The 26,856-nt window shown below is 69.7% G+C and carries 25 protein-coding genes and 1 pseudogene; 14 read left to right on the forward strand and 12 right to left on the reverse strand.

Annotation, left to right across the window (positions count from 1 at the left end; all coding sequences use genetic code 11):
- Positions 1 to 374 precede the first annotated feature (374 nt).
- Positions 375 to 1,493, reverse strand: a complete 1,119-nt coding sequence (locus MUY22_RS20995; RefSeq protein ID WP_247061839.1) for an ROK family transcriptional regulator — start codon at positions 1,491 to 1,493, stop codon at positions 375 to 377.
- A gap of 89 nt (positions 1,494 to 1,582) precedes the next feature.
- Here MUY22_RS20995 and MUY22_RS21000 point away from each other — a divergent pair, with 89 nt between their 5' ends.
- Entirely contained in the window at positions 1,583 to 2,812 is a 1,230-nt protein-coding gene (locus tag MUY22_RS21000) for a YbiU family protein (RefSeq protein ID WP_247061840.1), read from the forward strand.
- Positions 2,813 to 2,858: 46 nt separating this feature from the next.
- Here the strand turns inward: MUY22_RS21000 and MUY22_RS21005 are convergent, their stop codons facing one another.
- The 4 genes from MUY22_RS21005 to MUY22_RS21020 form a co-directional block, all read right to left on the reverse strand.
- Positions 2,859 to 3,089 carry a hypothetical protein gene (locus MUY22_RS21005; protein WP_247061841.1) on the reverse strand — a complete coding sequence of 77 codons (231 nt, stop codon included), beginning with the start codon at positions 3,087 to 3,089 and terminating at the stop codon, positions 2,859 to 2,861.
- A gap of 215 nt (positions 3,090 to 3,304) precedes the next feature.
- On the reverse strand, positions 3,305 to 3,793 hold the full coding sequence (locus MUY22_RS21010; protein WP_247061842.1) for a glutathione peroxidase: 489 nt from the start codon (positions 3,791 to 3,793) through the stop codon (positions 3,305 to 3,307).
- Between the two features lie 14 nt (positions 3,794 to 3,807).
- On the reverse strand, positions 3,808 to 5,322 hold the full coding sequence (locus tag MUY22_RS21015) for a glycoside hydrolase family 57 protein (protein ID WP_247061844.1): 1,515 nt from the start codon (positions 5,320 to 5,322) through the stop codon (positions 3,808 to 3,810).
- Positions 5,319 to 6,092 (reverse strand): class I SAM-dependent methyltransferase, encoded by a 774-nt coding sequence (locus MUY22_RS21020; RefSeq protein ID WP_247061846.1) that lies wholly within the window; start codon positions 6,090 to 6,092, stop codon positions 5,319 to 5,321. The genes MUY22_RS21015 and MUY22_RS21020 overlap by 4 nt, the downstream gene beginning before the upstream one ends.
- A gap of 52 nt (positions 6,093 to 6,144) precedes the next feature.
- Here MUY22_RS21020 and MUY22_RS21025 point away from each other — a divergent pair, with 52 nt between their 5' ends.
- Positions 6,145 to 6,570, forward strand: coding sequence for a hypothetical protein (locus tag MUY22_RS21025; protein WP_247061848.1), 426 nt, complete (start codon positions 6,145 to 6,147; stop codon positions 6,568 to 6,570).
- Here MUY22_RS21025 and MUY22_RS21030 read toward each other — a convergent pair.
- Positions 6,548 to 7,393: a DegV family protein gene (locus tag MUY22_RS21030; RefSeq protein ID WP_247061850.1), complete on the reverse strand. Its 846-nt coding sequence runs from the start codon at positions 7,391 to 7,393 to the stop codon at positions 6,548 to 6,550. The two genes, MUY22_RS21025 and MUY22_RS21030, sit on opposite strands and share 23 nt — an antisense overlap.
- Positions 7,394 to 7,637: 244 nt before the next feature.
- On the opposite strand from MUY22_RS21030, the gene MUY22_RS21035 reads away from it, so the two are divergent.
- From MUY22_RS21035 to MUY22_RS21050, 4 genes and pseudogenes are all read left to right on the forward strand, one after another.
- Entirely contained in the window at positions 7,638 to 8,423 is a 786-nt protein-coding gene (locus tag MUY22_RS21035) for an electron transfer flavoprotein subunit beta/FixA family protein (protein WP_247061852.1), read from the forward strand.
- 26 nt (positions 8,424 to 8,449) lie between these two features.
- A complete protein-coding gene (locus MUY22_RS21040) occupies positions 8,450 to 9,409 on the forward strand; it encodes an electron transfer flavoprotein subunit alpha/FixB family protein (protein WP_247061854.1) in 960 nt (319 codons plus the stop codon).
- A 158-nt stretch (positions 9,410 to 9,567) separates the two neighbouring features.
- Complete coding sequence (locus MUY22_RS21045) at positions 9,568 to 10,350, forward strand: GNAT family N-acetyltransferase (RefSeq protein ID WP_247061856.1); 783 nt, start codon at positions 9,568 to 9,570, stop codon at positions 10,348 to 10,350.
- Positions 10,347 to 11,228: pseudogene (locus tag MUY22_RS21050) on the forward strand (lysophospholipid acyltransferase family protein); the annotation flags it as partial. The gene MUY22_RS21045 and the pseudogene MUY22_RS21050, both read left to right, overlap by 4 nt.
- Positions 11,229 to 11,667: 439 nt before the next feature.
- Here the strand turns inward: MUY22_RS21050 and MUY22_RS21055 are convergent.
- Positions 11,668 to 12,570, reverse strand: coding sequence for an NADP-dependent oxidoreductase (locus tag MUY22_RS21055; RefSeq protein WP_247061858.1), 903 nt, complete (start codon positions 12,568 to 12,570; stop codon positions 11,668 to 11,670).
- Between the two features lie 157 nt (positions 12,571 to 12,727).
- Here MUY22_RS21055 and MUY22_RS21060 point away from each other — a divergent pair, with 157 nt between their 5' ends.
- From MUY22_RS21060 to mnmA, 4 genes are all read left to right on the forward strand, one after another.
- Positions 12,728 to 14,011: a response regulator transcription factor gene (locus MUY22_RS21060; protein WP_247061860.1), complete on the forward strand. Its 1,284-nt coding sequence runs from the start codon at positions 12,728 to 12,730 to the stop codon at positions 14,009 to 14,011.
- 45 nt (positions 14,012 to 14,056) lie between these two features.
- Positions 14,057 to 15,424 (forward strand): MFS transporter, encoded by a 1,368-nt coding sequence (locus tag MUY22_RS21065; protein ID WP_247061862.1) that lies wholly within the window; start codon positions 14,057 to 14,059, stop codon positions 15,422 to 15,424.
- 64 nt (positions 15,425 to 15,488) lie between these two features.
- Positions 15,489 to 16,685, forward strand: a complete 1,197-nt coding sequence (locus MUY22_RS21070) for a cysteine desulfurase family protein (RefSeq protein ID WP_247061863.1) — start codon at positions 15,489 to 15,491, stop codon at positions 16,683 to 16,685.
- A gap of 4 nt (positions 16,686 to 16,689) precedes the next feature.
- Positions 16,690 to 17,781, forward strand: coding sequence for a tRNA 2-thiouridine(34) synthase MnmA (mnmA, locus tag MUY22_RS21075; RefSeq protein WP_247061865.1), 1,092 nt, complete (start codon positions 16,690 to 16,692; stop codon positions 17,779 to 17,781).
- A gap of 5 nt (positions 17,782 to 17,786) precedes the next feature.
- Here mnmA and MUY22_RS21080 read toward each other — a convergent pair whose 3' ends face one another.
- The 5 genes from MUY22_RS21080 to MUY22_RS21100 all read right to left on the reverse strand — a co-directional run bounded on the left by MUY22_RS21080 (position 17,787) and on the right by MUY22_RS21100 (position 22,116).
- Positions 17,787 to 18,992 (reverse strand): DUF222 domain-containing protein, encoded by a 1,206-nt coding sequence (locus MUY22_RS21080; protein ID WP_247061867.1) that lies wholly within the window; start codon positions 18,990 to 18,992, stop codon positions 17,787 to 17,789.
- Between the two features lie 266 nt (positions 18,993 to 19,258).
- Positions 19,259 to 19,711 carry a GNAT family N-acetyltransferase gene (locus MUY22_RS21085; protein WP_247061869.1) on the reverse strand — a complete coding sequence of 151 codons (453 nt, stop codon included), beginning with the start codon at positions 19,709 to 19,711 and terminating at the stop codon, positions 19,259 to 19,261.
- Between the two features lie 10 nt (positions 19,712 to 19,721).
- Positions 19,722 to 20,123 carry a GNAT family N-acetyltransferase gene (locus MUY22_RS21090; protein ID WP_247061871.1) on the reverse strand — a complete coding sequence of 134 codons (402 nt, stop codon included), beginning with the start codon at positions 20,121 to 20,123 and terminating at the stop codon, positions 19,722 to 19,724.
- A gap of 23 nt (positions 20,124 to 20,146) precedes the next feature.
- A complete protein-coding gene (locus MUY22_RS21095; protein WP_247061873.1) occupies positions 20,147 to 21,190 on the reverse strand; it encodes an MBL fold metallo-hydrolase in 1,044 nt (347 codons plus the stop codon).
- A gap of 104 nt (positions 21,191 to 21,294) precedes the next feature.
- Positions 21,295 to 22,116, reverse strand: coding sequence for a phospholipid scramblase-related protein (locus tag MUY22_RS21100; RefSeq protein WP_247061875.1), 822 nt, complete (start codon positions 22,114 to 22,116; stop codon positions 21,295 to 21,297).
- 134 nt (positions 22,117 to 22,250) lie between these two features.
- On the opposite strand from MUY22_RS21100, the gene MUY22_RS21105 reads away from it, so the two are divergent.
- The 4 genes from MUY22_RS21105 to MUY22_RS21120 all read left to right on the forward strand — a co-directional run bounded on the left by MUY22_RS21105 (position 22,251) and on the right by MUY22_RS21120 (position 26,750).
- Positions 22,251 to 23,288, forward strand: a complete 1,038-nt coding sequence (locus tag MUY22_RS21105; protein ID WP_247061877.1) for a methionine synthase — start codon at positions 22,251 to 22,253, stop codon at positions 23,286 to 23,288.
- Positions 23,289 to 23,372: 84 nt separating this feature from the next.
- Positions 23,373 to 24,071: a hypothetical protein gene (locus tag MUY22_RS21110; protein WP_247061879.1), complete on the forward strand. Its 699-nt coding sequence runs from the start codon at positions 23,373 to 23,375 to the stop codon at positions 24,069 to 24,071.
- Positions 24,072 to 24,082: 11 nt separating this feature from the next.
- Positions 24,083 to 26,263, forward strand: a complete 2,181-nt coding sequence (ligA, locus tag MUY22_RS21115) for an NAD-dependent DNA ligase LigA (protein ID WP_247061881.1) — start codon at positions 24,083 to 24,085, stop codon at positions 26,261 to 26,263.
- Positions 26,256 to 26,750: a GNAT family N-acetyltransferase gene (locus tag MUY22_RS21120; RefSeq protein ID WP_247061883.1), complete on the forward strand. Its 495-nt coding sequence runs from the start codon at positions 26,256 to 26,258 to the stop codon at positions 26,748 to 26,750. Before ligA ends, MUY22_RS21120 begins: the two co-directional genes overlap by 8 nt.
- Positions 26,751 to 26,856 lie beyond the last annotated feature (106 nt).

Genomic DNA, 26,856 nt, shown 5'->3' on the forward strand with positions numbered 1-26,856 from the left:
TCCGGCCAACGCCTGGAGGCTGTGCGGCCGCCGGGTTATGGTCTGACGTTGGTCAACGTCCGGCGGCTGTGCTGCGGCTGGGTTGTGGTCTGACTCCAGCCAACATTCGGCGGCTGTGTCGCGGCTGGGCTGTGGTCTGACTTCGGTCACCACCCGGAGGTGGTGTCGCCGCCAAGCTGTCGCCCGATTGGCAATGTCCGGAGGCCGTCTCGTCGTCAGGCTGTTGTCTTCTCTTCGAGAGCCGAGAGCCGAGAGCCGAGAGCCGAGAGCCGAGAGCCGAGAGCCGAGAGCCGAGAGCCGAGAGCCGAGAGCCGAGAGCCGAGAGCCGAGAGCCGAGAGCCGAGAGCCGAGAGCCGAGAGCCGCGCGGCCGTGGCTAGCTTTTGGCGACCGCCGCGAGCAGGGCGTCGCGGCCGTGGTCGAGTGCGGACAACAGCGCACCCCGCAGGGCCGCCGAGTCCGTGACCGTGCCCGCCTCCACCCGGACCGGCCCCGGCGCGGCCGCCGTGACCGCTCGGCGGATTTCGGCGACCAGGCCTGGGCGGCTGCCGGCCGGGCCGCCCAGCAGGACGACGTCCGGGTCGACGATGGTGCAGATCGCGGCCACGGCCCGGCCGAGCGTCGCGCCGAGCAGCCGTAGCCGCTCAACGGCTGCGCCGTCGCCGGAGGCCGCCCGCGAGAGCGTGGTCAGAATCGCGTCGACGTCCAGCGAAGGCGCGTCCGACCTGCCGAAACCCTGGCCGGCCAGTGCCTCGGCGAGCGTCGTTCCCGAGCTGTCCAGGTAACCGATCTCGCCCGCCAGGCCGTGCGCGCCGCGGACCAGCTGGTCGCCGACGTACAGGCTGACACCGAGCCCGGCCCCGACGTAGACGTAGGCGAAGCTCTTCGCGTCCCGCGCCGCACCCTCCCGGCGTTCGGCGAGTGCCGAGAAATTGACGTCGTTGTCGAGCAGGACGTCCCGGCCGACTTCGCCGGCCCGGATCGTGCCCTCGGGAAACGGCGACCCGGGCAGCGCGACGACCTCGTGCGTCACCGGGTCGACCGGGTTGGCCACCGAGACCGCCGTCGCGCGGACCGGTCCCGGCCCACCGTCGCTCGCGGCGGCGAGGGCGGCGCGGACCGCCGTGGTCATCGGGCGACCATCCGGCGCGTGCTGGTCGGCGGCCAGGACCTCGCCGGTCAGGTCGGTGGTCACGATCCGGATGCCCTGCTGGTTGACCTCCGCGGCGACGACCCGGCCGGCGTCCGCGGCCAGTTCGTAGAACGTCGCGATCCGCCCGCGGCGACCGGTCTGGTCGGTGCCGGTGGCCCGCAGCGCGCCCGCCGTCTCGAGCCGCCGGACGGACTCGGAGATCGTCGGCTTCGAGATCCCGGTGGTCGCGGCCAGCTCGGCGCGCGTGGTCCGGTTGTGGACGAAGACGTGGTCGAGCACCGCGCGGTCGGTCATGGCCCGCAGCATCGCCAGGCGCGGGAGTGGCCGGTCGGGGTCGGACATCGCACCTCTTGTGGCCGGGAACGGACGGGGTTACCGTAGCGAGAGCATTCTAGTAAGGAGTCCTAACCAAAAGATCGCGGAGGACACCGATGACCACCACCGAGCTGCCGGCGAACATGTCCGAGGCAATCTCGCGGACCAAACAGGAGCTGCGCGCCCGGGTCGGCGACGTCGCCGGCGCGTTCGCCGAAGTCCGGGAGTGGATGCGGCGGGAGGTCGACGCCGTCGCCGCCGACCAGGACGCTTTCCCTGTCGTCCGGTTTCGCGACATCGCCGACGGGACCGTGCCGCAGCGGACCGTGGACGCCGTCCGGCGGCGAGGCTGCGCCGTCGTCAAGGGCACCTTCGCGCGCGAAACGGCCGAAGGCTGGGACGCCGAGCTCGCTGCGTACCTCGCCGGCAACGACTTCGCGGGGACCTACCAAGGCCCGGCCGACGACGTCTTCGCCGGGCTCGCGTCCGGCCAGCCGCAGATCTACCCCGTCTACTGGTCGAAGCCGCAGATCCAGGCCCGCCAGCACGAGCGTATGGTCGCCGTCCGGCGGTTCCTCAACTCCTTCTGGCGGCACGAGTCCGAAGGCCGCGTCTGGTTCGACCCCGATCGCGACACCGCCTACCCCGACCGCATCCGCCGCCGCGCGCCCGGCTCGGCGTCGCTCGGGCTGTCGGCTCACACCGACTCCGGCTCGGTCGAACGCTGGCTGCTGCCCGCCTACCAGCAGGTGTTCCGCCACGTCTTCGCCGGGAACTGGCCGGAGTACGACCCGTGGGACGGCGCCTACCGCACCGAAGTGGACGAATTCCCGTCCACGGTCATGTGCTCGGCCTTCCGCACCTTCCAGGGCTGGACGGCGTTGTCGGAAATGCGCCCGGGCGACGGCGTCCTGCAAGTCGTGCCGATCCCGTCGGCGATCGCGTACGTCCTGCTCCGCGCGCTCCAGGACGACATCCCCGACGACGACCTCTGCGGCGCGGTCAACGGCCAGGCCCTGCCCGTCGGCGACAAGCACCACGACGACCTGCTGCCCGCGCTGACCTCGATCCCCGCCGTCGAACCGGGTGACACGGTCTGGTGGCACGGCGACGTCATCCACGCCGTCGCCGACGGCACCAATCCGGACCGCTGGGGAAACGTCATGTACATCCCGGCGAGCCCGCATTGCGCGAAGAATGCCGCGTACGCCGAAAAGTGCGGCCGCGCGTTTCTGGTCGGCGCGAGCCCGGGCGATTTCGCGCCGGAAGACTACGAGGTGAACTGGACCGGCCGCGCCACCGTCGGCGACCTCGACGACGTCGGACGCGCTCAGCTCGGCTTGTGAACGTGCCGGGGCGGGAGGCCACCGCCCCGGCACGGCGAGCCGGGATCTACAGGTGCAACCAGAGTCCCAGGTGCAGACCCAGGATGTTGATGTGCCCGTGGTGGTGATGATGATGGTGGTGGCCGACGCACAGCAGGCAGTCGCGAGCCTGGCCGGCCGCGTCCGGCTGTGCCGCGATCGGCGCGGCCGAGGCGGTGCCCACCGCGGGCCCGGCCAGCAGCAGCCCGAGTGCCACGGGGAATGCTGCCAGTGCTGCCCGGCGTCTGGAGGTGCTCATCGGGTGATCCCTTCTCGCACACGACGACGCCGGAATGGCGTCATCAAAAGTATTCGATGCGGGAAGGGGAAAACGGCAGGCTGATCACCCGCGGTTCGACCGTCCGGCTCACGGAAGCCGTTTTCCGACGTGTTTCCGTGATACCCGAACGGCCGCTGAAACCCGTCGATCCGGTGAATTCCGGTGACGCCGGGGGAGCACGCCCCGGGCCGCCGTCACGCGGGCAGGGCCGCCTCGATGGCCTTGACGACCGCCTCGTCCTCGGGCTCGGTGCGCGGCCGGAACCGCGCCAGGACCTCGCCGTCGGCGCCGACGAGGAACTTCTCGAAGTTCCACTGGACGTCGCCGGACGCGCCCTCGGCGTCCTCGGTCTTCGTCAGTTCCGAGTACAGCGGGTGCCGGTCGTCGCCGTTGACGTCGATCTTCTCGAACAGCGGGAAGGTGACGCCGTAGGTCGTCGAACAGAACGTCTGGATCTCGTCCGCGCTGCCCGGCTCCTGCCCGGCGAACTGGTTGCACGGAAAACCGACCACGGAGAAGCCCTGGGCGCCGAAGCGCTCCTGCAGCCGCTCCAGGCCGGAGTACTGCGGGGTCAGGCCGCACTTCGACGCGACGTTGACCACCAGCAGCGCCTTGCCGGCCAGCGAACCCAGCGAGCTGTCCTGCCCGTCGAGCGTCTTGACCGGAATTTCGTGGATCCCCATCCGATGAGTCCCTTTCACTTGTGCTTCAAAGCCCGGGCGTCGAGGTGCCCGAACGGTCCGTCGTCGGCGCGGTAGGCCGCGGCCAGCTCCTCGCCCCGAGCGCGGTCGCCGCGGCGCACCGCCCCGGCCAGCGCGTCGAAGCGTTCGGTGTGCACGGCGGCCCGGCGCCGCGCGTAGTCGGCGGCGGAGTCCTTGGTGACCATGAACGCCCAGTCGCTCTCCAGCGCCAGCATCGCCTCGGCGACGGCCTGGTCGGCGACGGTGTCCCGGGCCGTGGTGTCCAAACCGGCCACGAGGTCCAGCAGCCGTTCCTGCAACGCCGTGTTGGCCTCGACCATGTCCTTGACCTGCTCGCCGTCCCAGACGCGCCAGTCCTTGCCCGACCCCCACGACGACGCGGGCAGGTCGATCGGCGGGCCGACGTGCCCGGCTTCGAGCGCGCCCTTGAGCGTCGTGACCCGCACCCCGGCCTCGGGCAGCGCGCGCAGCACGCCCTCCAGCCAGGCCGGTCCTTCGTGCCACCAGTGCCCGAACAGTTCCGTGTCGTACGCGGCGACCACGAGCGACTCACGCCCCTGTTGCGCCTTCAGCGACCGCAGCCGCGTCACGACGGTGTCGACGAAGTCCTTGACGTGCAGGCCCAGGACGTCCGCGGCGAGCGCCGGGTCGTACGGCGCTTTGTCGGCCGGCTCGACGGTCTTGCCGGTGACGCGCGACGCCTTGAGCCCGACCTCGTGCGCCCAGGTGTGGAAGTCGCGGTACGCGGCGTGCCCGGGGTAGCCGGCCTTCGGCGACCAGACGCGGTAGGTGACTTCGAGGTCGCGCCCGAAGGCGAGGACGTCGCTGTCGCCGACCGGTCGCGCCGCCCAGGTCTCGCCGCGCAGCGACGGCCCGTCGACCATGAACCGCCGCACGCCCGCGGCCGCGTAGTCGTTTTCCAGACCAGGCGCGTAGCCGCACTCCGGCGCCCAGATCCCTTCGGGCCGTGAGCCGATCCGCAACGCCGTGTCGGCGAGCCCCGCGTTCAGTGCGAACTCCCGCACCCGAGGTTCCAGCAGCGGCTGGAACGGGTGGGCCAGCGGCCCGCCGAGCACCTCGATGGTCGAGTTGTCGACCAGCGACCGCAGGATCGGGGAGAAGCCGTGCCGCCAGCGCGTCCCGAGTTCTTCGGCCGCGCGGACGGCGGTCCGGTGCTCGGCCGCCGCGAGCTCACGCAGGATCGGGTCATCGCGCCAGAGCGTCGACGCGTGCTGGGCGCGCAGCTGCCAGTGGCCGAGCCAGTCGTGGCAGGCGCGGATGCTGTACGGGTCGTCGAGCTGCGCGGCGAGCACCGGCGTCATGCCGAGCGTCAGCACGTCACGGCGGCCTTCGGCGGCGAAGCGTTCGAGCAGGTCGACCATCGGCAGGTACGAGTGCGCCCACGCCTGGTACAGCCATTCCTCGCCGACCGGCCAGGTCCCGTGGTGCGGGAGCCACGGCAGGTGGCTGTGCAGGACGAGGCAGAACGTGCCCTCGTAGTCGTCCGTCATCGGCGCACCGCCACGGCGATCAGGTCCAGGCTCGCGTCGAGGTCGTCGCCGTGGATGTCGAACCCCGTGGCCTCGATCGCGGCGACGTCGGCGAGCAGCGCCGCCGGCCAGACGGCCTGCCCGGGCAGCTCGCCCATGACGACGTCGAGCTGCGCGTCGATGATCGAACCGCCGTACCGCTCGTCGAGTGCGCGGACGGCCTCGCCGTGGTGCAGGCCGTGCAGTGTCACGACGTCGAAACCGGCGTCGGCCAGCAGCCCGGCCAGCTCGGCCGGCGCCAGCTCACGGGTGTGGTACGGATTCAGCGGCGTGTCGCTGTCCGGGGTGAAGGTCAGCCGGTTCGGCGTCGTGACCAGCAGTTTTCCTCCTGGTGACAACACCCTTCGGCACTCCGCGAGGAAGCCGCCCTGGTCCCAGAGGTGCTCGATGACCTGGAAGTTGGCCACGACGTCCACCGAGGCGTCCCGCAGCGGCAGGTACGCGAGGTTCGCCCGTGCGACGGCGACCTCGGGGTAGCGGCGGGCGACGTGCTCGGTGGTCGGCACGTCGTAGTCCAGCGCGAGCACCCGGCGGGCCGTGGTCGCGAGAAGACCGGCGCCGTAGCCCTCGCCGCAGCCGGCTTCGAGCACCGTCGCGTCCACGCAGTGGGGGAGCAGCGCGAGGTACGCGGCCTCGTGGCGTCTGAACCAGTAGTTCTCGACGGCGATGCCGGGCACGGTCCGTTCGCCGGTCAGGTGCAGCGCCTCGGCCCGGGTGGCTGGGGTGGTCACCTCCGCGACCCTAGCGGTGTCACGTCCGGCACGGCCGTCTCGTTCCGTGGTCATGCAACGGACCATCACCCGCGTACTCCTCGTGTTCTCCGGCGTCGTCGAAGCCGTGACCGGAATCTGGCCACTGGTCACCCCGAGTGGCTTCTACCAGGACTTTCCCGGCTTCCGCACCGGCTGGGTCTCGATGGACGGGCCCTTCAACGAGCACCTCCTGCGCGACTTCGGCGGCCTCAACCTGGCGCTCGCGGCCCTGCTGATCGGGGCCGCCGTGATCGGCACCACAGCCGTGGCGCGGCTGGCCGCCGTCGCGATGGTGCTGTTCGGCTTGCCGCACTTCCTCTACCACCTCGGCCACGTGTCGCATTTTGATCAAGTTGATCAGGTTCTCATCATCGCGACGACCGGTCTGGGTGCGGTGGTGCCGATCGTGCTGCTGCTGATCCCCGGGCGCCGGGTCAGTCCACCGGCGACACGGTGATGCCGAGCGCGCCCGGGCCGAGGTGCGCGCCGATGACCGTGCTCGCCTCGACGACCATGCTCTCGGCCATCCCGGACACGCGGCGCTCGATCTGCCGGCCGATCTCGAGCTCGTGGTCGCTGGCGCCGAACCGCGTCACGGCGATGTCGACGCGGAAGCCACCGGACTTCCGCACGGCGAGTTCGACCATCTTGGCCAGCGCCCGCCGTGTGCCGGGGACGCGGGCGAGCGGCGCGACTTCGCCGCCCTTGACCGTGAGCAGCGGCTTGATGGAGAACGCGGTGCCGAGCGTCGCCTGCGCGGCGCCGATCCGCCCGCCGCGGCGGAGGTATTCGAGCGTGTCGACGTAGATGAACTCGGTGCTCGTGAAGCACCGGCGTTCGGCGGCTTCGATGACGCGGGCGGCGTCCCCGCCGTTGGCGGCCGCCCGGGCCGCGGCGATCGCGGCGAAGCCGAGGCTCATCCCGGTGGTGCGGCTGTCGAGGACGTGCACCGGGATGCGGACCTGCTGGGCGGCCTCCCGGGCCGCGCGGACGGTGTCGGACATCCGGCCGGAGAGGTGGACGCTGACAATCGCGGCGGCGCCGGAAGCCGCGGCTTCCTGATAGGTCCAGAAGAACGCCCCCGGGTCCGGGGGCGCGGTGGTGATCATCTGGCCGGCTCTCATGGTGTCGATGACCTTGCCGCGGTCGAAGCGGTTTTCGTCGTCGAAGTGGCTTCCCATGTTGAGCTGGATCTGCACGACGCCGATGGCCCAGCGGGCGGCGACGAGGTCGGGAAGGCACGAACTGGAGTCGGTGATGACGGCGATGCGCGCTGGCATGGTGCCGGAGGTTAACCCCTAACGGCCTACTGGGAGTAGGCCGTAGTTGGTCCGATCGGACGAACGGCGGTTCAGGTGGGGTAACCGGTCGACTACCGGGACGATGGTCCCACTAGTTTGCGCATCCAGGTGAATGGCGTCACCTCGGCGGGTCCTGGCGGCGGAATGGCCCTAATCTACCGGCCAGTAGAGCACTGACCCGTGGCGCGCCCGCGGGCCACAACCGGGAGGTCGAAGAAGACCCATGACCAACATCGTCGTCCTGGTCAAGCAGGTACCGGACACCTACTCGGAGCGAAAGCTCAGCGGGGCCGACCACACCCTTGACCGCGAATCCGCCGACGCCGTTCTCGACGAGATCAACGAGAAGGCCGTCGAAGAAGCCCTGAAGATCAAGGAAGCCGGCGAGGGCGAGGTCACCGTGCTCTCGGTGGGCCCCGACCGCGCGACCGACGCGATCCGCAAGGCGCTGTCCATGGGCGCCGACAAGGCCATCCACGTCTCCGACGAGGCCCTTCACGGCTCCGACGCCATCGCCACCGCGAAGGTCATCGCCGCCGCGATCGCCAAGGTCGAGAACTACGACCTGATCATCGCCGGCAACGAGTCCTCCGACGGCCGCGGCGGCGCCGTCCCGGCGATCCTCGCCGAGCTGCTCGGCCTGCCGCAGGTCACCTACGCGCGTGAGGTCACCGTCGAGGGCACCACCATCAAGGCCGTCCGCGAGACCGAGGACGGCCTCACCCGCCTCGAGGCGACCCTGCCCGCGGTGGTCAGCGTCGGCGAGAAGATCAACGAGCCGCGCTACCCGTCCTTCAAGGGCATCATGGCCGCCAAGAAGAAGCCGGTCGAGACCTTCACCATCGCCGACCTGGGTGTCGACGCGGGCGAGGTCGGCCTGGCCAACGCCTGGTCCACCGTGACCGAGGCCTCGCCGAAGCCGCCGCGCACCGCCGGCGAGAAGACCGAGGACGAGGGTGACGGCGGTAACAAGGTCGCCGAGTACCTGGTCGGCCAGAAGCTCATCTGACAACGGTTCGAGGAGGAAGTAGAACAATGGCTGAAGTACTCGTCCTCGTCGACCACGTCGACGGTGAGGTCAAGAAGGTCACGCTGGAGCTGCTGACCGCGGCCCGCGCGCTCGGTGAGCCGTCGGCCGTCGTCGTCGGCGCGACCGGCACCGCGGCCAAGGCCAAGGAGTCGCTGGCCGCGCACGGCGCCGCCAAGGTCTATGTCGCCGAAGGTGACGACGCCGCGAACTACCTGGTCACGCCCAAGGTGGACGTGCTCGCCGCGCTCGCTCAGCAGGCCTCCCCGGCCGCAGTGCTCGTCACCGCCAGCGGTGAGGGCAAGGAGGTGGCCGCGCGTCTGGCCGTCCGGCTCGGCTCCGGCCTGATCTACGACGCCGTCGGCGTCAACGGCGACGGCGTGATCGACCAGTCGATCTTCGGCGGCGCGTTCTCGGTGAAGTCCAAGTCGTCGAAGGGCGTCCCGGTCGTCTCCATCCGCCCGGGTGCCGTCGAGGCCGAGCCCGCCGAAGGCGCGGCGGCCGAAGAGACCGTCGAGATCCCCGCAACCGACGCGGCGAAGGCCACCAAGATCACCGGCGTCGAGCCGGTGACCGGCGGTGACCGTCCGGAACTGACCGAGGCCTCGATCGTGGTCTCCGGTGGTCGTGGTGTCGGTTCGGCGGAGAAGTTCGACGTCGTCGAGAAGCTGGCCGACTCGCTCGGCGCGGCCGTCGGCGCCTCCCGGGCCGCCGTCGACTCCGGCTACTACCCGGCGCAGTTCCAGGTGGGCCAGACCGGCAAGACGGTGTCGCCGCAGCTGTACATCGCGCTCGGCATCTCCGGCGCGATCCAGCACCGCGCCGGCATGCAGACGTCGAAGACGATCATCGCCGTCAACAAGGACCCGGAGGCGCCGATCTTCGAGATCGCCGACTTCGGCATCGTCGGCGACCTGTTCAATGTGGCGCCGCAGCTGACCGAAGCGGTCGCGAAGCGCAAGGGCTGATCTGCTGTCCCGAAGGGCCTTCCGGGTACGCCCGGAAGGCCCTTCGCGCGTCTCCAGGACCTGAGAGAAGCCTGAGAACCCGCAATTAACTGAACGTGCACTAATCGGTCATCGGATGGCACTCTCCGCGGATTCCTGCGCCCGGGTACACCTTGACCATGACGACGTCACAGCTCCTCGTCAGCACTGATCAGGCGGGTTCCGCGCTTCCGGCGGACGCCCCTCGGTACTCCCTCCTCGTCGCCCGCGCGAACGACGAAGTCGTCGCGGCGCAGCGCCTGCGTCACCAGGTTTTCGCCGAAGAGATGGGCGCGCGGCTGCATTCCCCGCGTCCCGGCCTCGACGTCGACGAGTTCGACGAGTTCTGCGACCACCTCGTCGTCAGAGACGACAACACGGGCGACATCGTCGGCTGCTACCGGATGCTGCCGCCGGACCGCGTCGTCCAGGCCGGGAAGCTCTACGCCGACAGCGAGTTCGACCTGACCGCGCTCGACGCCCTGCGGCCCTCCCTGGTCGAAACCGGCCGTTCGTGCGTGCACCCCGACCACCGCAGCGGCGCCGTCGTCAGCCTGGTCTGGGCCGGGATCGCCCGCTACATGCTGCTCTCCGGCCACCGCTACCTCGCCGGCTGCGCGTCCGTCCCGCTGGTGGACGGTGGTTCGTTCGCCGCGGGCGTCTGGGACGTCCTGCGCGCCAAGCACTACTCGGACGAGGCGACGCGCGTCTCGCCGTTGATCCCTTGGGACACGTCCGCGATCGAACGCCCGGCGCGGTCCACGCTCCCGCCGCTGATCAAGGGCTACATCCGGCTCGGCGCCAAGGTCTGCGGTCCGCCGGCGCTCGACGTGGACTTCGGCGTCGCGGACTTCTTCGTCCTGCTCGACCTGCAGAACGTCGACGAGCGCTACCTGAAGTTCTTCCTCGGGAACCAGGCATGAGCCACGCCTGGATGCCGACGTCGCCGTGCGGCGACGGCTGTCTCACCGAGGGCGACCCGGTGGTCGGCCTCCCGCGCCTGGTGCTGCGGTTCGCGTCAGCGATCGTGGTCGTCTTCGCGGCGATGCTGGCGTCGCCGCTGCTCCTGGTCACCCGCGGTCGCGAGCGCCTGGTCCGCCTGATCTTCCGGGGCGTGCTGCGCGCTTTCGGTGTCCGCCTCGACATCCGGGGCGGCGACGACTTCCGCACCGCGCCCGCCGGCCGTGGCGCGTTGGTGGTCAACAACCACATCTCCTGGCTGGACATCGTCGCGATCAACGCGCTGCGGCCGATGCGCGCGCTGGCCAAGAAGGAGATCGCGGGCTGGCCGGTCCTCGGCGGACTCGTCCGCCGAGGCGGCAGCATCTTCCTCGACCGCGAGCGGCTGAAGACGCTGCCCGCCACGATGTCCGAACTGGCCGACGCGCTGCGCTCGGGCTCGCTGGTGAGCGTCACCCCTGAAGGCACAACGTGGTGCGGCCTGGCATCCGGTCGTTTCACGACCGCGACGTTCCAGGCAGCCATCGACGGCGGCGTCCCGGTCCGCCCGATCGCCCTGCGCTACCGCCTGGCCGACGGCCGCGAGACCAGCCACCCCGCGTTCATCGGCCCGGAGTCGCTGATCGCGTCCCTGCGCCGGGTCGCGGCACTGCGGGGCCTGGTGCTCGAGGTCCACATCTGCCCGGAGATCGCACCGGGCCGCGCGGAAACCCGCCGCGAGCTGGCCGCCCTGGCCGAGGCGGCAGTCCATTCCGCACTGGGAACGGTGCAGATCCCGGCTCAGCAGCGCCGGCGGACACCGCGCCCGCAGGTCGTGCCAGCCCTGGCCGTCACGGCAGAGGTCTCGGTGTCCGAAGCGACGATGTTCCAGGTCGCGACCACGCCGCCCGAGTCGGTGGCTTGCGGGGTTGTGGCCGCGCCGTCCGAGCTGGTGGCTCGCCGGGTTGTGGCGACGCCGCCCGAGTCGGTGGCTCCCCGGGTTGTGACCGCACCGTCTGACGTGATGCCTTCCCGGGCCGGGGCCATCCAGACCGCGCCGACCCAGGTCGTGGCCGCCCAGGCCTTGCCTTCCCTGGCTTCGCCTCCCGCGAAGTGATCCGAGCCTGTCGCGGGCGACAGGCCCTGGTCGGTTCGCGAACGAGCCTGTCGCCGACTGCCGGCGGCAGGCCCGTTCCGCGTGTCGCCGATTGCCGTCAACAGGCCTGTTCCGCGCATTGCCGAAGGCCGGCGGCGGGCCTGCTCCGTGTGTTGCCGATCTCCGGCGACAGGCCGGTCCGCGTTCAGCCGATGGTGAGCGTCAGCTTCCCGCCGGGGTGTCCGCCTTCGCTCTCCGTCTGGGCGGCGGCCGCGTCGGCGAGCGGGTAGCTCTTGCCGTGCGCGATGGTCACCCCGCGGTCGGTCACCCAGCCGGCGATCCCCTCCAGGACCTCACGCGACTGCTCACCGCCGCTGGAGAACGTCAGCCCCAGCTCGAACGCCGCGGCGTCGGCGATCGTGATGATCCGGTCCTGCGAGCCCCGCAGCTCGACCGAGCCCGGCAGGACACCGTGCCCGGACGTGTCGAAAACGGCGTCGACCGAGCCCGGCGCGGCCTCGCGGACCCGCTCCGGCCAGCCGTCGCCGTAGAGGACCGGGATGACGCCGAGGGACTTCAGGTCGTCGAGGCTCCGGCTACTACCTGTGCCGATGACGGTCAGCCCCCTCGCGACGGCGACCTGCGCCGCGAACCGGCCCACCGTGCCGCTGGCGCCGTGGATGAGCAGCGTTTCGCCTTCGCGGATCTCGAGCAGGTTCAGGACGCGAAGGGACGTCTCACCGGCGACGGGCAGCGCCGCGGCGTCCGCCCACGAGAGTCCCGCGGGCTTCGGCGCAAGCGTTTTCCCCAGGGCGTATTCGGCATAGGCGCCGGTCTCGGACCAGCCGAAGACCTCTTCGCCCACGGAGAGACCGGCGCCCTCACCGACGGCGTCGACGACCCCGGCGACCTCGAGCCCGGGGGTGTGCGGGAAGGCGATCGGGAAGTTCTGCGCCATTCCACCGCCGCGGATCTTCCAGTCGATCGGGTTGATCCCGGCGGCCCGCACGGCCAGCCGCACCTGCCCGGGCCCGGGCTCCGGCACCGGAACTTCGGACAGCTTCAGGACGTCCGGCCCGCCGTACTCGGCGAAGGTGATAGCTCGCATGGTGTCGTCTGCACTCCTCGATTCGGGACCTTCGATGCTCGAATGTCCTCGCCACCGAGTCAACTCGCCCGGCGGACGCGCCGAACCGCTCGGACGAGCAGTGTTCACTAGCCGGACGAGCAGGCCGCCGACGCGCCAGCACGCCTACGTTGGACCCATGGACGCTTCCTGGTCGGATCCGCGACACGTGCTCGACGTCGTCGAACGGCTGTTGTCGGCGCCGCGCCCCCAGTTGCTCACCCAGTTCTCGATCGAGCTGGGGAAGCTGGTCCCGCACCGCGCCGCGGCGATGCAGACGGGGGACTGCCCGCGCAGCCCGCTCAAGGTCGTCGGCGATCCGGCGATCGCCCAGGCGGTGACGAGCGTCGAGCTGCAGCGGCTGGTCGACCGCAGCGAGCCGGGCACGGCCCTGGTCGTCGACGGCGTTCTGGGCGGCGTCGAACGCCGTCTCGTCCTGCTCGCGTCGTCGCCACCGGTCGGAAAGGGCGCGGTGCTCGCCGTGGTGCCCTCGTCGCCGGAGCCGCCGGCCGCCGAGCTGGAGCTGGCCGCCCGGCTGTGGCACATCCTCAGCACGGACGCCGGCCAGCGCGCGACCGACCCGGGCCCGGAGGTCCTGGCCAGCAACCTCGCCGCGGCCACCGCGCGGGCCCAGGCGATCACCGACCTCGGCCAGACCCACGCGACGGCCCTGTCGACCCTCCTGGCGGTCCTCAGGTCCAGCCGTCTCCCTGACGCCGCCGCCCGCCGGACGGCAGTCGACCTCGCCGCTGACGCCCTGCTCGAGCTCAAGGGTGTCGTCGACCGCGACCAGGCCCTGTCCGCGGAACCGGCGGGCGCGGCGTTCGCCGTGCTCAAGAACCAGCTGGCCGACCTGGTGCGGCACACGGACGTCGAAGTCGACCTGGTCAGCCCGGTCGGCGAGGGCTCGCTCGCGCAGGACATCGCCCACACGGCCCGGACGTTGACCCGCGGACTGGTGCTCACCGCCCTGGACCGCCCGGCGACCACGCGCCTGCGGGCGTCCTGGCGCCTGGACGGCTCGGTCGTCCGCATCACGGTCCGCGACGACAGCCCCGACGTCGCCGCGGCTGTCCCGGCGGGCGGCCTGACGGAACGGCTCACCACCCTGGGCGGCCACTGGGAGGTCGACGCCGTCCCGGGCTGGGGGACGACGGTCACCGCCGTCCTGCCCCTCGGCGTCGCCGAACCGCCCGAACTGCGTCCGCTCGACCGGCTCAACCCCCGCGAGATCGAGGTCTTGTCGGGAATCTCCCAGGGCCTGCGCAACCGGCAGATCGCCGAGCAGCTGCAGCTCAGCGAGCACACGGTGAAGTTCCACGTCCGCAACATCCTCGACAAGCTGGACGTGAGCTCCCGCGGCGAGGCCGCCGCCCTGGCACGCGACCTGCGCCTGGAGCCGGCGACGCGCCACACCGCCTGAAACCGGCTTGACCTCCAGCGCGCTGGAGGTTGCACGCTGCTGATCATGACCTCGACCATCGACCCCGTGCCCGTCCGCCGCAGTGTGCTCTGGAGCGCCGAACACCGGCTGACGACGATCGCGCTGCTGCTCGTGGTCACCTTGGTCGCCTTCGAGAACATGGGCGTCGCGACGGCGATGCCGACCCTGGTCGCCGACCTGCACGGCCTGTCGCTGTACTCGTGGCCGTTCACGATCTTCCTGATCTCCAGCGTCGTCGCCACAGTCCTGTCGGGCCGCATCGGCGACCGCCGCGGCCCAGCACCGGCCCTGCTCGCCGGCCCGGCACTGTTCGCAGCCGGCCTGCTCGTCGCAGGAACGGCAACGGGCATGCCGACTCTCCTGCTCGGCCGCGCCTTGCAGGGCTTCGGCTCGGGACTGCTCCTGGTCTCGGTCTCGCTCCTGATCGCGTTGACGTTCACCGACCACGAACGCCCGGTGATCTACGCCGCGAACGCCGCCGCCTGGGTCTTACCGGCGGTCATCGGCCCGTCGGTAGCCGGCGTCCTGACAGCCAGCGTCGGCTGGCGCTGGGTCTTCCTCGGCTTGGTCCCGCTAGTGATCGTGGGCGTGGCCATGTTGCTGGTGGTCGTCCGCCGCCTGCCCGCGCACGTCCCCGCCACCGGCGGCCCCCGCGCAGGCGTGTTCCAAGCGGTCATCGCCGCCCTAGGCATCGCCGCACTGACCTGGGCCGCACAGCACCAGTCACTCCTCGCACTCGGCTACGGCACCGCCGGGCTGGTGGCCCTCGGCTACGCCCTCCGCAAACTGCTCCCGGTGGGGACGCTGACCTCTCGCCGAGGTCTCCCCACAGTCGTCGCTTCCCGAGCACTGATCGCAGGCGCGTACGCCGGAATGGAGGCGTACCTACCCCTGACGATGAGCGCGGTCCACGGATACAGCCCGGCCCTAGCCGGCCTGCCCTTGACGATCACGGCACTGGGCTGGTCCGCGGCATCTGCCGCCCAGGGCCGCTACCTCAACTGGTCGAGGGAAGCTTCCCTGCGCACCGGATTCTGGCTCGTGGCGGCCGGCCTGGTCTGCTTCGGCCTGGTCTCGCAGCCCTGGTGCCCCGGCTGGACGGCGTTCGTGGCCTGCGCGGTCGGCGGCGCGGGAATGGGGATAGCGATGCCTGCGATCTCGGTCCTCCTGCTCCGCTACTCGCCTGAAGGTGAACGCGGGTTCAACACCTCGGCGATGCAGCTCGCAGACTGGGTCGGATCGGCACTGCTCATCGGTCTGGGCGGCGTCTTGCTCGGTGCTATGGGCTCCGTTCTCGACCCGTCGCCGGCGATGGCCCTGCTCACAGTCGCCTTGATAGCGCTCGCCCTCTTGGGCGTGCGGCTGACCGGACGTTGGCCGTCGAAGGTGTGACAGGCCACTTCGAGGGTCAGGGTGCGCTTCGTCACGCGCTGGAGCGGACTACCCTGAAGAGGCGATGACCTATCTCGACCACGCGGCGACCACTCCGATGTTGCCCGAAGCCATAGCGGCGATGACCGAGGCGCTGTCCACCGTGGGCAACGCCTCAGCGCTGCATTCCTCGGGCCGCCGAGCCCGCCGGATGGTCGAGGAAGCCCGAGAGACCATCGCCGACGCCTTGGGCGCCCGCCCCTCCGAAGTGATCTTCACCGGCGGTGGCACTGAGAGCGACAACCTCGCGCTGAAGGGCATCTACTGGGCTCGTCACGACGAGCAGAAGCAGCGTCGCCGCATCTTGTGCGGCGCTGCCGAACACCACGCGGTGCTCGACACAGTCGAGTGGCTCGAAGCCCGCTGCGATGCCGAGATCACCTTGCTGGACGTGGACAGCCAGGGCCGGGTGTCGCCCGAGGTTCTGCGTGCCGCTATCGCCTCAGATCCTGAAAGCGTCGCGCTGGTGACGGTGATGTGGGCCAACAACGAGGTCGGCACGATCAACCCGATCGCCGAGTTGGCCGCCGTCTGTGCCGAGTTCGACATCCCGCTGCACACGGACGCGGTCCAGGCCGTCGGCGCGGTCCCAGTCGACTTCGCCGCCAGTGGCGCAGCTGCGCTCACGTTGACCGGCCACAAGCTCGGCGGACCGTTCGGCGTGGGAGCTCTCCTTCTCGGCCGCGACGTGACCTGCGTACCTCTGTTGCACGGTGGCGGCCAAGAGCGCAGCGTCCGCTCCGGCACCCTGGACGTCCCGGCCATCGTCGGATTCGCGGCCGCTGTCCAGGCCAGCATCTCCACTCGGACCGAATACGCTAAGCGCGTCGAGGAACTGCGCGACGAGCTCATCGGAGCGATTCGACGCGAGGTGCCCGACGCCGTTCTCAATGGTGGAGAGTGCGAGCGGCTCCCCAGCCACGTCCATTTCACGTTCCCCGGATGCGCCGGCGACAGCCTGCTGATGCTGCTTGACGCCAAGGGCATCGAGTGCTCGACAGGATCGGCGTGCACTGCGGGCGTGGCCCAGCCGAGTCACGTACTCCTCGCAATGGGCGCGGACCCAGCGGCCGCTCGTGGCTCGCTCAGATTCTCTCTCGGTCACACGTCCACCGCCGCTGATGTCGAGGCGGTTGCAGCCGAGATCGGTGGTGTCGTCACACGCGCGAGGCAGGCCGGACTCGCCGGAATGCGCAAGCAGACCCAGAAGCAAGAGGTGTAAGGCAATGCGGGTTTTGGCCGCGATGAGCGGAGGAGTGGATTCGGCAGTCGCCGCGGCGCGCGCGGTTGATGCCGGGCACGATGTCGTCGGCGTGCACCTGGCGCTATCGGCGAAACCTGGCACTCTGCGCACTGGTTCGCGCGGGTGCTGCACGATCGAGGATTCGCACGATGCCCGGCGAGCTGCTGACATTCTCGGTATCCCTTTCTACATCTGGGATTTCGCCGAGCGGTTCACCGAAGAAGTCGTGGAGACATTCGTCGGCGAGTATGCCGCCGGCCGTACACCGAATCCCTGTGTCACCTGCAACGAGAAGATCAAGTTCGAAGCTCTCCTCGAAAAGGCGATGGCACTTGGCTTCGACGCGGTCGCGACCGGCCACTACGCGCGTCTGTCCGTAGTTGATGGTGTGCCCGAGCTGCGCCGTAGTGCGGACAGTGGCAAGGACCAGTCCTACGTGCTCGCCTCCCTTACCTCGGAGCAGCTCAGCCACGCGATGTTCCCGCTCGGCGACTCCTGGAAGACCGAAGTACGAGCAGAGGCCGAGCAGCGGGGGTTGTCCGTCGCGAACAAGCCGGACAGCCACGACATCTGCTTCATCCCTGACGGCGACACCAAGAAGTTCCTGGAGAACCGGCTGGGGCAGCGTCCGGGCGAACTCGTCGACGCGGAAACCGGTGCAGTGCTCGGCCAGCACACCGGTGTGCACGGATTCACTGTCGGGCAGCGCAAGGGACTCGGTATCGAAGTCCCGGCACCGGACGGGCGTCCTCGCTACGTCCTGTCCCTGGAGCCGGTGTCCGGCTCCGTCAAGGTCGGCTCCGTGGCCGGCCTCGGGATCAACGTGATCGACGCCGATCGGGCAATCTGGCCCAGTGGCCGTCCGCTGACGGAGCCGACTGAGTGCGTGGTCCAGGTTCGGGCTCACGGTGGAATCGTCGATGCGGTTGCCGAGGTGGACTCGGACACCATGACCGTGCAGCTACGCGAACCATTGCGTGGGGTCGCTCCGGGGCAGGTCGTCGTGCTTTACCGACCGGATTCTGACGGCGGCGATATCGTCCTGGGCAGCGCGAAGATCGCGAGCACGCGCTGACCTCGTCATTTCCGAGATTTCTTCGAGGACCGGTTCGCTCGTCGCCGGATCGGATGCATTGATGGTGGTGTTGTCGAGCGAACTCCGCCGGTCGGCGTCGCAACGTTCACGGTCCCGTCAGGAGTGACCTCGTAAGCCCACCCAGGCTGGTTCTTCAACTTGCGGTGGCGGGAGCAGAAGGTGACCGGCTGGTGCACGACCGCCTCGGTCCCGCCTGACGCTCGAGTCGGCTCGATCCCGCAACTCTGGGCGGGCCGCGTGCATCCAGGCTGTCGGCACTCCTGGTCGCGGACGCGGATGAACTCGTCGTGTGCCGAGTCGAGCGGATAGCGCTTCGGCGAGAGCTCGACCACCTGGCCGGTGCGCGGGTCGGTGAGGACTCGACGCAACGTCGTGTCGGGCCCGCTGATGATGCTGCGGGCGACCGCGGGTGCGATCGGACCACGGCCGGCCAAGGTCACCGGGAGATCGTTCAGGCTCAGGTAGGTGGCCAGGTCGACGTGCAAGAACACTTCGGTTCGTGCGCTCGGCCCACCCGTGCCGCTCAGGAGCAGATCCAGCGCGACGTCGGCTCGGAGCTGGTCCAGTGTTCGCGCTTCTTCGGGCGTCTTCAGGGCGCGAGCAGCCTGGTCGATGCGGGTATAGACAGCGGTCGCCTTCTCGGTCGGAGCGTTATTGATCGACAGGTGGGTCACGGCGGTGTCTTGGTGGTGCAGGCTGAACCGTCGTTCGAGGAGCTTCTGCTCGGTCCGGCTCGCGGCACCTGCCGGGTCGGCCTTTGCGGCGGCATACGCGGCCGCCCGACGGACCTGGGTGGCGTTCCGTCCGGGAACCCGATCTTCGAGCGCTTCGTCGACGATGCGCACGTAGTCACCGGAAACCCAGGCGGTGGCGTCCGTGACCTTCATGGCGCGATAGAGGTCCAGCCTGCCGTCGTCCATGAGGTTGAGCATGCGCGGAAGCCGGGCGATAAGCGCGTTGGCCGCGGAAACAATGGCACCGGCGCGGTGTTCCGTTATGGACAGGGCCAAGGCCACTTCCGAAGCTGTGCTGGGTGCCCGTCTCCGGCGCACGCTGAGGTCCGCGATCGCTCTCAGTTGAAGTGCCTGGAGCTTGGAGATCTCGGCATCGGTTTCGCGTATCAACTCGACGACCTGGTCGTCTTGCATGCGCTGCAACGTATCCGGGCTTGCGCGGACAGTCTGCAGCATGAAGGGAAGGTTGTCGTGAGCGTTCCGGGAATTGGTCGCGGAGTCGAGTTTGCGGAGTGGTCGCGAAGATGACATGAGCGCGACCGTACGGCAGTTTTCGGCGAAATTGCGGTGGAGGGCACGAACGGTCCGTTCGTGCCCTCCGTGGCTTGACTCGCCGAGACTGGTTCAGGAATGGTCGGTGTGTATGGCCCTATGCAGCGCCAGATCTAGGGGGAGTGATGACCGTGAATTGTCCTATGTGGATGGTCGAGTCGGCCGCTCGTTCAGATCTTCAGCTTGAATCCTGTGTGGCTCGGCTCGAAACCGAGGCGCTCGTAGAACCGGTGCGCCTGCGTTCTGGAGGTGTCCGACGTGAGTTGCACAAGGGCGCACCCGCGCCGCCGTGACTCGTCGATCGCCCATCGAAGGAGGTCGGCGCCGAGGCCGGAACCCCGATGATCAGCCCGGACCCGAACTGCCTCGATTTGACCGCGTAGTGCACCACGCCTCGCCAGACCAGGAATGATGGTCAACTGCAGGGTTCCCACAGTCTCGTCGTCGGCCACGACCACGGCAAGGAGCTGGTTCGGGTCCGCGTCGATAGCATCGAACGCTTGCAGGTACGGGGCTGGATCGGCGGGGTCGTCACGGGTCGCGCCGAGCTGGTCGTCCGCCAGCATGTGCACTATCGCTTCGACGTCATCACGCCGTGCTTTGCGGATGGTGTAGTCGGTCACGGCGCCAGTATCACAGCGCGCGGGTGAACCCTTGATAACTGTGCTCGAATCCGAAACGCGCGTAGAACTCTCGCAGGTCGGCGCGAGCGAGGCCGGAGTCCAGGTGGAGCCGGGTGCACCCACGTCGGCGAGCTTCGTCGACGCCCCAGCTCAGCAGCGCGCTGGTCACGCCTCGTCGGGCAGCGCGGATACCTTCCAGTAAGCCCCGCGATGCCCCGTCCCAGGCCAGGCCTCGCATCACCGTCAGTTGCGCGGTGCCGACGACGCCGTTGCCGTCCTCAGCTACGACCAGCGTGACGTGCGGGGTGCTCGTGAGGTCGCGGAGTGCGGTTGCCAGCGGTCCGCCCGGTGCGCCGAACAGGCGCTCGAGCGCCTCGATGTCCGTTGCCCTGGCACGTCTGATGACATCCATTGCACCCAGTATGCAGGAAGTTCTCAGGTCACCGAGTAGTGCAGGACTCCGTCGACGACCTGCGCGGTCAGTTTGCCTTGCGAAACCAGTAGGTCGAGATGTGCCGCGGTTTCCAGGACTGCGAGCATCCGGTTGAATGAGTCCATTTCGGACAGCTTGCGCTTGCGGCGGGTCCAGCCGACGCGGTTCGCAGCCTCGAACGCGGTGCTCGCGCCGGCCGCGATCTGCCCGCCCATGGTCTCGAGGCGTTCACGGTGGTGTTCCAGCAGTTCGTCGACCCGTGTGTGCACGCTCTCCGACACCGGACCATGGGCGGGAAGCATGCGACGGTCAGGCATGGAGCGCACCAGGCGCAGCGAATCCATGAAGTCGTTCAAGGGCAATTCAGCCGGCACCGGCTGGAACCCGATGGACGGGGTGATGTGCGGGAGCACGTGGTCGCCGGAGAACAACAGGTCGGCCGCGTCGTCGACGAAGACGACGTGTCCGCTCGTGTGTCCCGGAGTGGCGACGATGTCGAAGTCGCGTCCCGGCATGATCGATCGGCGTCCTGGTGTCAGCCACTCGTCGGGCGCTTCCCACAGATCGGCTTCCCGGTGGCGCCGGTTCGTGCCGAACTCGCGCCCCAGCGCTTCGACGACCTCGCCGGCGCCCGCCTTGAACAGGAGGTCGACCTGGGCTTCCATCGGCAACCGCTCAGGGTTGCCCGAAACCTTCAGCGACGGCTCTTCGTCTTGGCCGAGCGCTATCTTCGAACCGAACTCACGGCGCAGCACGACCGCCTGCGAGTAGTGGTCGCGGTGGACGTGGGTCACGAGGAACTCGCTGACGTCGGCAAGTTCGGCGCCGATCCCGCCGAGTGCGTCCGTCAGTTGTTGACGGGCCACGTCCAGTGCCCAGCCGGAGTCGACCAGGACCAGCTTCTTGCCGTCTGTGACGGCGTAGACGTTCACCGCGCGCAGGCCGTCGTTGGGCAGCGGCAACGGGATTCGGTAGACGCCCGCCGACACCTCGTAGATCCCGGGTTCGGTCCAGTTCCGGTCGCTGCTTTCCGGCAACGGTTCCACAGTGACCTCCGTCCCGGCGAGACTCCGGCGTCCCGGCCTTTCTTCACCCTGAGCTGTGTCGGGCCCGCTGTCCACCTGGAGGAGATGAGACGCCGGTCACTAGGTCAGTCCGTGTCCTGCTTCAGAGCGGTGTCGATCGTGAGGGCCGCAGCGACCACCATGCTGGCCAGCGGATCCGGCAATGGGTGAGGGATCTCGACCACGTAGTTGTCAGCCGTGGTGAAGGCGGCCTTGATGAAGCCGCCCCACGTCTTGGTCACCCGGGCAACCTCGTTGCCGGTGTGGTCCCGGATGGAGAAGTTCCAGGCGCGCCAGTTCTCGGCGAAGATCCCGCCGACCGAGCGGCCGTCGACGACGAAGCCGAAGCGGATCTTCCCGAACACGTTCTCCTGGACGATCTCACCGATCGGCGACTCGTCGGCCCGGGTGACGAGGAATCGGGACTTGAACACCTTGGCCGGACGCGTCACCTTCAGCACCGTGCTGTGGTTGGCGTCGCGGACCTCGAACTTGTGGGTCAGGAACTGGTCGTAGTTGGTCAGGAGCCGGATCGCCTTCTTCAGCGTGCTCTGGCCGACCTCGACAACTCCGCCGATCCGGGTGCCGTTCTGGTCGAAGACGCCGAACTCGTTGGCCATCTCGATCAGCTTGGCGCGCTGGTTCACCACCAGGACCGGCTCGGTGAACAACGTCCCACCACCGTTGCGCGCGCCGCCGCGGCCGCGGGTGGCGCGACTGACCTGGTTCTGGATCCGCGACGGGTCGTGGGCGCGTTCGATGTCCAGCTCGATCGGCTCGGAGTCGCTCGGCGGGACCTGGTGGGCCGGACGCGTGTTGGCGGTCCAGGCCTGACCGTCCCACCAGCGGTGCAGCCGCGGGTCCCGCGCGTCGGGATACCAGCCCGGTTGCGGTGGCGAACTCGTCATGACCGGGCAGCCTATCCGCGCGGACGCGCCCACGGACCACGTAACGGGAAATGCGGCGTATGTCCGCCTCCGTCGAGTGCGGTGCGGTGGCCCGGTCGGTGTCGGCGGCCGGTGGTCGACCAGAATCCGGGGTTGTGAGCAAACAAGCTTGGCCCAGCGGTGCCGCGACGGCGATCGGCTCGATGCCCGGCACGGACCCCGCGGAAGCAGCGGCGGTCGTGTTCGGCGAGCTGCCGGACTTCCCGCACCTGCCGGAGTTGCCGGCGCGCGGCGTCGGGGCGGACATGCTGGGGCGGACGGCGGCGCTGCTGGTCGACCTGGCCGTCGAGGTCGTGCCGAGCGGCTACCGCGTCACTGCCCGGCCGGGGCACGAACACCGGCGGGCCGTCGACCTGCTTCGCTGGGATCTGGACGCGCTGCAAGAGGCCAAGGAGAAAGCCGGGGTCACGCCGCCTGCCTTCAAGGTCCAGCTCGCCGGGCCGTGGACGCTCGGCGCCGGAATCGAACTGCCCCGCGGCCACCGCGTGCTCACGGACCGCGGTGCCCTGCGGGACTTCACGTCGTCCCTGCTCGACGGCCTCGCGGAGCACGTCGCGGAGGTCCGGTCCAGGATCGGCGCTCCCGTGGTCGTCCAGTTCGACGAGCCGTCGCTGCCCATGGTGCTGGCCGGCGGGCTGTCGACGCCGTCCGGCTACGGGAACGTCGCGGCGGTGCCGGGACCCGAGGCCCGTGACCTGCTCGCCACCGTCATCGAAGGCGCGCGCACGATCACCGGCCAGCCGGTGATCGTGCACTGCTGCGCCGCGGAACCGCCGCTCGGTCTGCTGCGTGAGGCCGGCGCGGACGGCTTGGCGTTCGACCTCCGGGTGCTCGACGGCGTGTCCGCCGCGTTCCTCGACGAGATCGGCGAAGTGTGGGACGGCGGGGCGACGCTGTTCATGGGCGCGATCCCGACCACCGAACCCGCCGCTCCGCTGAGCCTGAAGGACGTCGGTGAAGCGCCGTTCCGGCTGGCGAGCCGGCTCGGGTTCAACGAAAGCGTCCTGGCCGAACGCGCCGTGCCGACCCCCGCCTGCGGTCTTGCCGGCGCGACGCCGGACTGGATGCGCCGGGCTCTCGAGTTGTCCCGCGAGCTGGGCAAGGCCTTCGTGGAGCCGCCGGAACGTTGGTGACGGAATCCGGCAACTCGCCGACATCGGCGTGGCACGCCAAGTAGCGTGGCGGGGAAGCCGACCGAACGAGGACCACCGATAGCCATGCGCTTGTTCCGCCGCAAGAGCTCCGCCGCCGATCCGCCCGACCCGCGCACCGCGTGGCCGGAGCAGCACGTGCCGGCGGACCCGGCCGTCGCCGCGGAGACGTTCTGGCAAGGCTGGTACGACCTGCTCCCGATGGTCAGCGCGTCGCTCGGCGAGGGCGAGCCGCACCGGGTCGAACACGAGCTCTGCCAGCTGGTCGAGGCCTTGCACCCCCGGCTGCACTTCTCGCTCGAACGTGGTCGCCGGTCGATCTACGCCCTGGTCGTGACCGGCCAGGAGGACCCCGAAGTGCGGCCGTTCACCGACGCGTGGCGGGCAGCCGCGCCGCCGGACGACGCCATCTGGGAGTACCACGACTCGGTCCCGCCGGTGCCCGATCCGACCGAGGTCACCGTCAACCTCGGCGAGCACCGGATCTCGCTGGCCGATGTCCGGGTCGTCGCGCAGGTGGACGAGGACGTCGTCGACGTCGCCGTCTTCCACCCCGGGTTCCGGGACCTCGACGAGGCCGCGCGGCTGACCATGACGTTCCTGCCCCTCGACGCCACATTGGGTGAACGTCTGGCCGCCGAACGACTACGGCGTGTCGAGACCGCGGAGACCGAGCCGGTGGGCGCGATCACCCTTTTGGAGTTCCGTGAACTGGTTCGCGGGCTCGGCGGCGGGACGCCCGAAAATGTCGGTGCCGCCGACTAGGGTTACCACCCGTGAGCAGCACAGACCTTCCCCAGGACCAGATCGCGGCGGTGGATGCCCCGGAGGCCGCCGAGGACGTCACCGACGTCCCGGCCGACGTGCGTGAGCGCCACAGCGCGCTCGCGGAGGAACTGCGCAACCACCAGTTCCGCTACTACGTCCTGGACTCGCCGATCGTCTCCGACGGGCAGTTCGACGAGCTGCTCGGCGAGCTGCAGGCGATCGAAGACGCACACCCCGCGCTGGTCACCCCCGAATCGCCGACCCAGCGGGTCGGGGGCACGTTCTCGACCGAGTTCACCGCGTACGACCACCTCGAGCGCATGCTCAGCCTGGACAACGTGTTCGACCGGGACGAGTTGCTGGCCTGGGTCGAGCGCGTCGAGAAGGAGGTCGGCCGGACCGAGTTCCTCGCCGAGCTGAAGATCGACGGCCTGGCGATCAACCTGTTGTACGAAAACGGCCACCTCACCCGGGCGCTCACCCGGGGTGACGGCCGCACCGGCGAAGACGTGACGCTGAACATGCGCACGCTCGAGCAGGTGCCCGAGACGCTCACGGGCACCGACCAGTTCCCGGTGCCCGCTCTGGTCGAGGTCCGCGGCGAGGTTTTCTTCCGCGTCGAAGACTTCCTCGAGCTGAACGCGAAGATGGTCGAAGCCGGCAAGCCGCCGTACGCGAACCCGCGCAACACCGCGGCCGGGTCGCTGCGGCAGAAAGACCCCAAGATCACGAAGGAACGCCGGCTGCGGCTGATCTGCCACGGGCTCGGCAAACGCCAGGGGTTCGAGCCGCAGCGCCAGTCCGAGGCGTACGACGCGCTGGCCGCGTGGGGCTTGCCGGTGTCGCCGCACAGCAAGGTCCTGACGGCGGCCGAGGAGCTCACCGAGCACATCGCCTACTGGGGCGAGCACCGCCACGACGCCGAGCACGAGATCGACGGCGTCGTCATCAAGGTCGACCAGGTGTCGCTGCAGCGGCGGCTGGGCACGACGTCGCGCGCGCCGCGGTGGGCGATCGCGTACAAGTACCCGCCCGAAGAGGCGATCACCACGTTGCTGGACATCCAGGTCGGCGTCGGCCGCACCGGGCGGGTGACGCCGTTCGCGGTCACCGAGCCGGTCACGGTCGCGGGGTCGACGGTCGCGCGCGCCACCCTCCACAACGGGGAAGAGGTCAAGCGCAAGGGGGTGCTGATCGGCGACCGGATCGTCATCCGCAAGGCCGGCGACGTCATCCCCGAGGTCCTCGGACCGGTGGTGGACGCGCGCACGGGCGACGAGCGCGAGTTCGTCATGCCCACCCATTGCCCGGAATGCGGCACCGAGCTCGCCTACCAGAAGGAAGGCGACAAGGACATCCGCTGCCCGAACACCCGGTTCTGCCCCGCGCAGCTGCGGGAGCGGCTCTTCCACCTGGCCGGCCGCGGTGGTTTCGACATCGAGGTTCTCGGTTACGAGGCGGCGGTCGCGCTGCTGGACGCGCGGGTGGTCGCCGACGAGGGTGACATCTTCGACCTGGACGAGGACAGCCTGTCCGAGGTCGAGCTGTTCCGCACCAAGGCCGGCGAGTTGTCCGCGAACGCGCGAAAGCTGCTCATGAATCTCGACGCGGCGAAGGACCGGCCGCTGTGGAAGGTGCTCGTCGCGCTGTCGATCCGGCACGTCGGTCCGACGGCCGCTCAGGCGCTGGCTCGCGAGTTCGGCTCGGTCGAGCGGATCGAAGAAGCCACCGAGGAGGAGCTCGCGGACGTCGACGGCGTCGGCCCGACCATCGCGCGCGCGACCCAGGAGTGGTTCGAAGTCGGCTGGCACCGCGAGATCGTCGAAAAGTGGCGACGTTCCGGCGTGCGGATGGAAGAGGAGCGCGACGAGTCGATCCCACGCAACCTCGAAGGCTTGTCGATCGTGGTGACGGGCTCGCTCGACGGGTTCTCCCGTGACGAGGCCAAGGAGGTCCTCATGGCCCGCGGTGGCAAGGCGGCCGGGTCGGTGTCGAAGAAAACGGCGTTCGTCGTCGTCGGGGACTCGCCTGGTTCGAAGTACGACAAGGCGGTCCAGCTGAAGGTGCCGGTGCTCGACGAGGCCGGCTTCCGCGTCCTGCTGGAGCAGGGGCCCGAGGCGGCGCGGGAGGTGGCGCTGCCGGCCGGCGACGAAACCACCGAAGACGAGTCCGGGGAGACGGATGGGTGATGTCGAAATCCGGCCACCGCGGCCGGAGGAGTACGCGGCGGCGGGCGAGGTCACGGTCCAGGCCTACGACGTCGACGGTCATCTGGCCGGAGACGTCGGGTACGACGCGGTGCTGCGTGACGTCGCGCGCCGGGTCGAGCTGGCCGAGGTGCTCGTCGCCGTCGGCGAGGCGGGGGACGTGCTCGGCTGCGTGACGATCGTGCGGCCGGGTTCGGCGTACGCGGAGATTTCACGTCCGGGTGAGCTGGAGTTCCGGATGCTCGCGGTGGCGCCGTCGGCGCGTGGCCGTAGAGTCGGGGAGGCGCTGACAAGGGCCGTGCTCGATCGCGCTCGGACGTTGGGGCTTCGCCGGGTGGTGTTGAGCAGTCTTGACGGGATGCGCAGCGCGCACCGGCTCTACGAACGCCTCGGGTTCACGCGGCTGCCCGAACGCGACTGGCGGCCGTTCCCGCACATCTCGCTGGTCGCGTACCAGATCGACGTCTGACCGGGCGAGGGCGACGAGGGTTTGTTGTCGAAGGGGCGACGTCTTGAGAAGAGACGTCGCCCCTTTTCGGCAATTGCGTGGCCCGCTCCGGACTCGACCGCCGCGA

Source organism: Amycolatopsis sp. WQ 127309 (genome assembly GCF_023023025.1).
Taxonomy (GTDB): domain Bacteria; phylum Actinomycetota; class Actinomycetes; order Mycobacteriales; family Pseudonocardiaceae; genus Amycolatopsis.

Bases quoted from the DNA above. Each gene is read 5' to 3' on its own strand.
- mnmA (WP_247061865.1), top strand. From the start codon at position 16,690: ATGCGGGTTTTGGCCGCGATGAGCGGAGGAGTGGATTCGGCAGTCGCC.
- MUY22_RS21055 (WP_247061858.1), bottom strand. From the start codon at position 12,570: ATGCGAGCTATCACCTTCGCCGAGTACGGCGGGCCGGACGTCCTGAAG.
- MUY22_RS21100 (WP_247061875.1), bottom strand. From the start codon at position 22,116: ATGACGAGTTCGCCACCGCAACCGGGCTGGTATCCCGACGCGCGGGAC.
- MUY22_RS21030 (WP_247061850.1), bottom strand. From the start codon at position 7,393: ATGCCAGCGCGCATCGCCGTCATCACCGACTCCAGTTCGTGCCTTCCC.
- MUY22_RS21025 (WP_247061848.1), top strand. From the start codon at position 6,145: ATGCAACGGACCATCACCCGCGTACTCCTCGTGTTCTCCGGCGTCGTC.
- MUY22_RS21110 (WP_247061879.1), top strand. From the start codon at position 23,373: ATGCGCTTGTTCCGCCGCAAGAGCTCCGCCGCCGATCCGCCCGACCCG.
- MUY22_RS21000 (WP_247061840.1), top strand. From the start codon at position 1,583: ATGACCACCACCGAGCTGCCGGCGAACATGTCCGAGGCAATCTCGCGG.
- MUY22_RS21070 (WP_247061863.1), top strand. From the start codon at position 15,489: ATGACCTATCTCGACCACGCGGCGACCACTCCGATGTTGCCCGAAGCC.
- MUY22_RS21080 (WP_247061867.1), bottom strand. From the start codon at position 18,992: ATGCTGCAGACTGTCCGCGCAAGCCCGGATACGTTGCAGCGCATGCAA.
- MUY22_RS21015 (WP_247061844.1), bottom strand. From the start codon at position 5,322: ATGACGGACGACTACGAGGGCACGTTCTGCCTCGTCCTGCACAGCCAC.
- MUY22_RS20995 (WP_247061839.1), bottom strand. From the start codon at position 1,493: ATGTCCGACCCCGACCGGCCACTCCCGCGCCTGGCGATGCTGCGGGCC.
- MUY22_RS21065 (WP_247061862.1), top strand. From the start codon at position 14,057: ATGACCTCGACCATCGACCCCGTGCCCGTCCGCCGCAGTGTGCTCTGG.
- MUY22_RS21010 (WP_247061842.1), bottom strand. From the start codon at position 3,793: ATGGGGATCCACGAAATTCCGGTCAAGACGCTCGACGGGCAGGACAGC.
- MUY22_RS21045 (WP_247061856.1), top strand. From the start codon at position 9,568: ATGACGACGTCACAGCTCCTCGTCAGCACTGATCAGGCGGGTTCCGCG.
- MUY22_RS21040 (WP_247061854.1), top strand. From the start codon at position 8,450: ATGGCTGAAGTACTCGTCCTCGTCGACCACGTCGACGGTGAGGTCAAG.
- MUY22_RS21120 (WP_247061883.1), top strand. From the start codon at position 26,256: ATGGGTGATGTCGAAATCCGGCCACCGCGGCCGGAGGAGTACGCGGCG.
- MUY22_RS21090 (WP_247061871.1), bottom strand. From the start codon at position 20,123: ATGGATGTCATCAGACGTGCCAGGGCAACGGACATCGAGGCGCTCGAG.
- MUY22_RS21060 (WP_247061860.1), top strand. From the start codon at position 12,728: ATGGACGCTTCCTGGTCGGATCCGCGACACGTGCTCGACGTCGTCGAA.
- MUY22_RS21035 (WP_247061852.1), top strand. From the start codon at position 7,638: ATGACCAACATCGTCGTCCTGGTCAAGCAGGTACCGGACACCTACTCG.
- MUY22_RS21005 (WP_247061841.1), bottom strand. From the start codon at position 3,089: ATGAGCACCTCCAGACGCCGGGCAGCACTGGCAGCATTCCCCGTGGCA.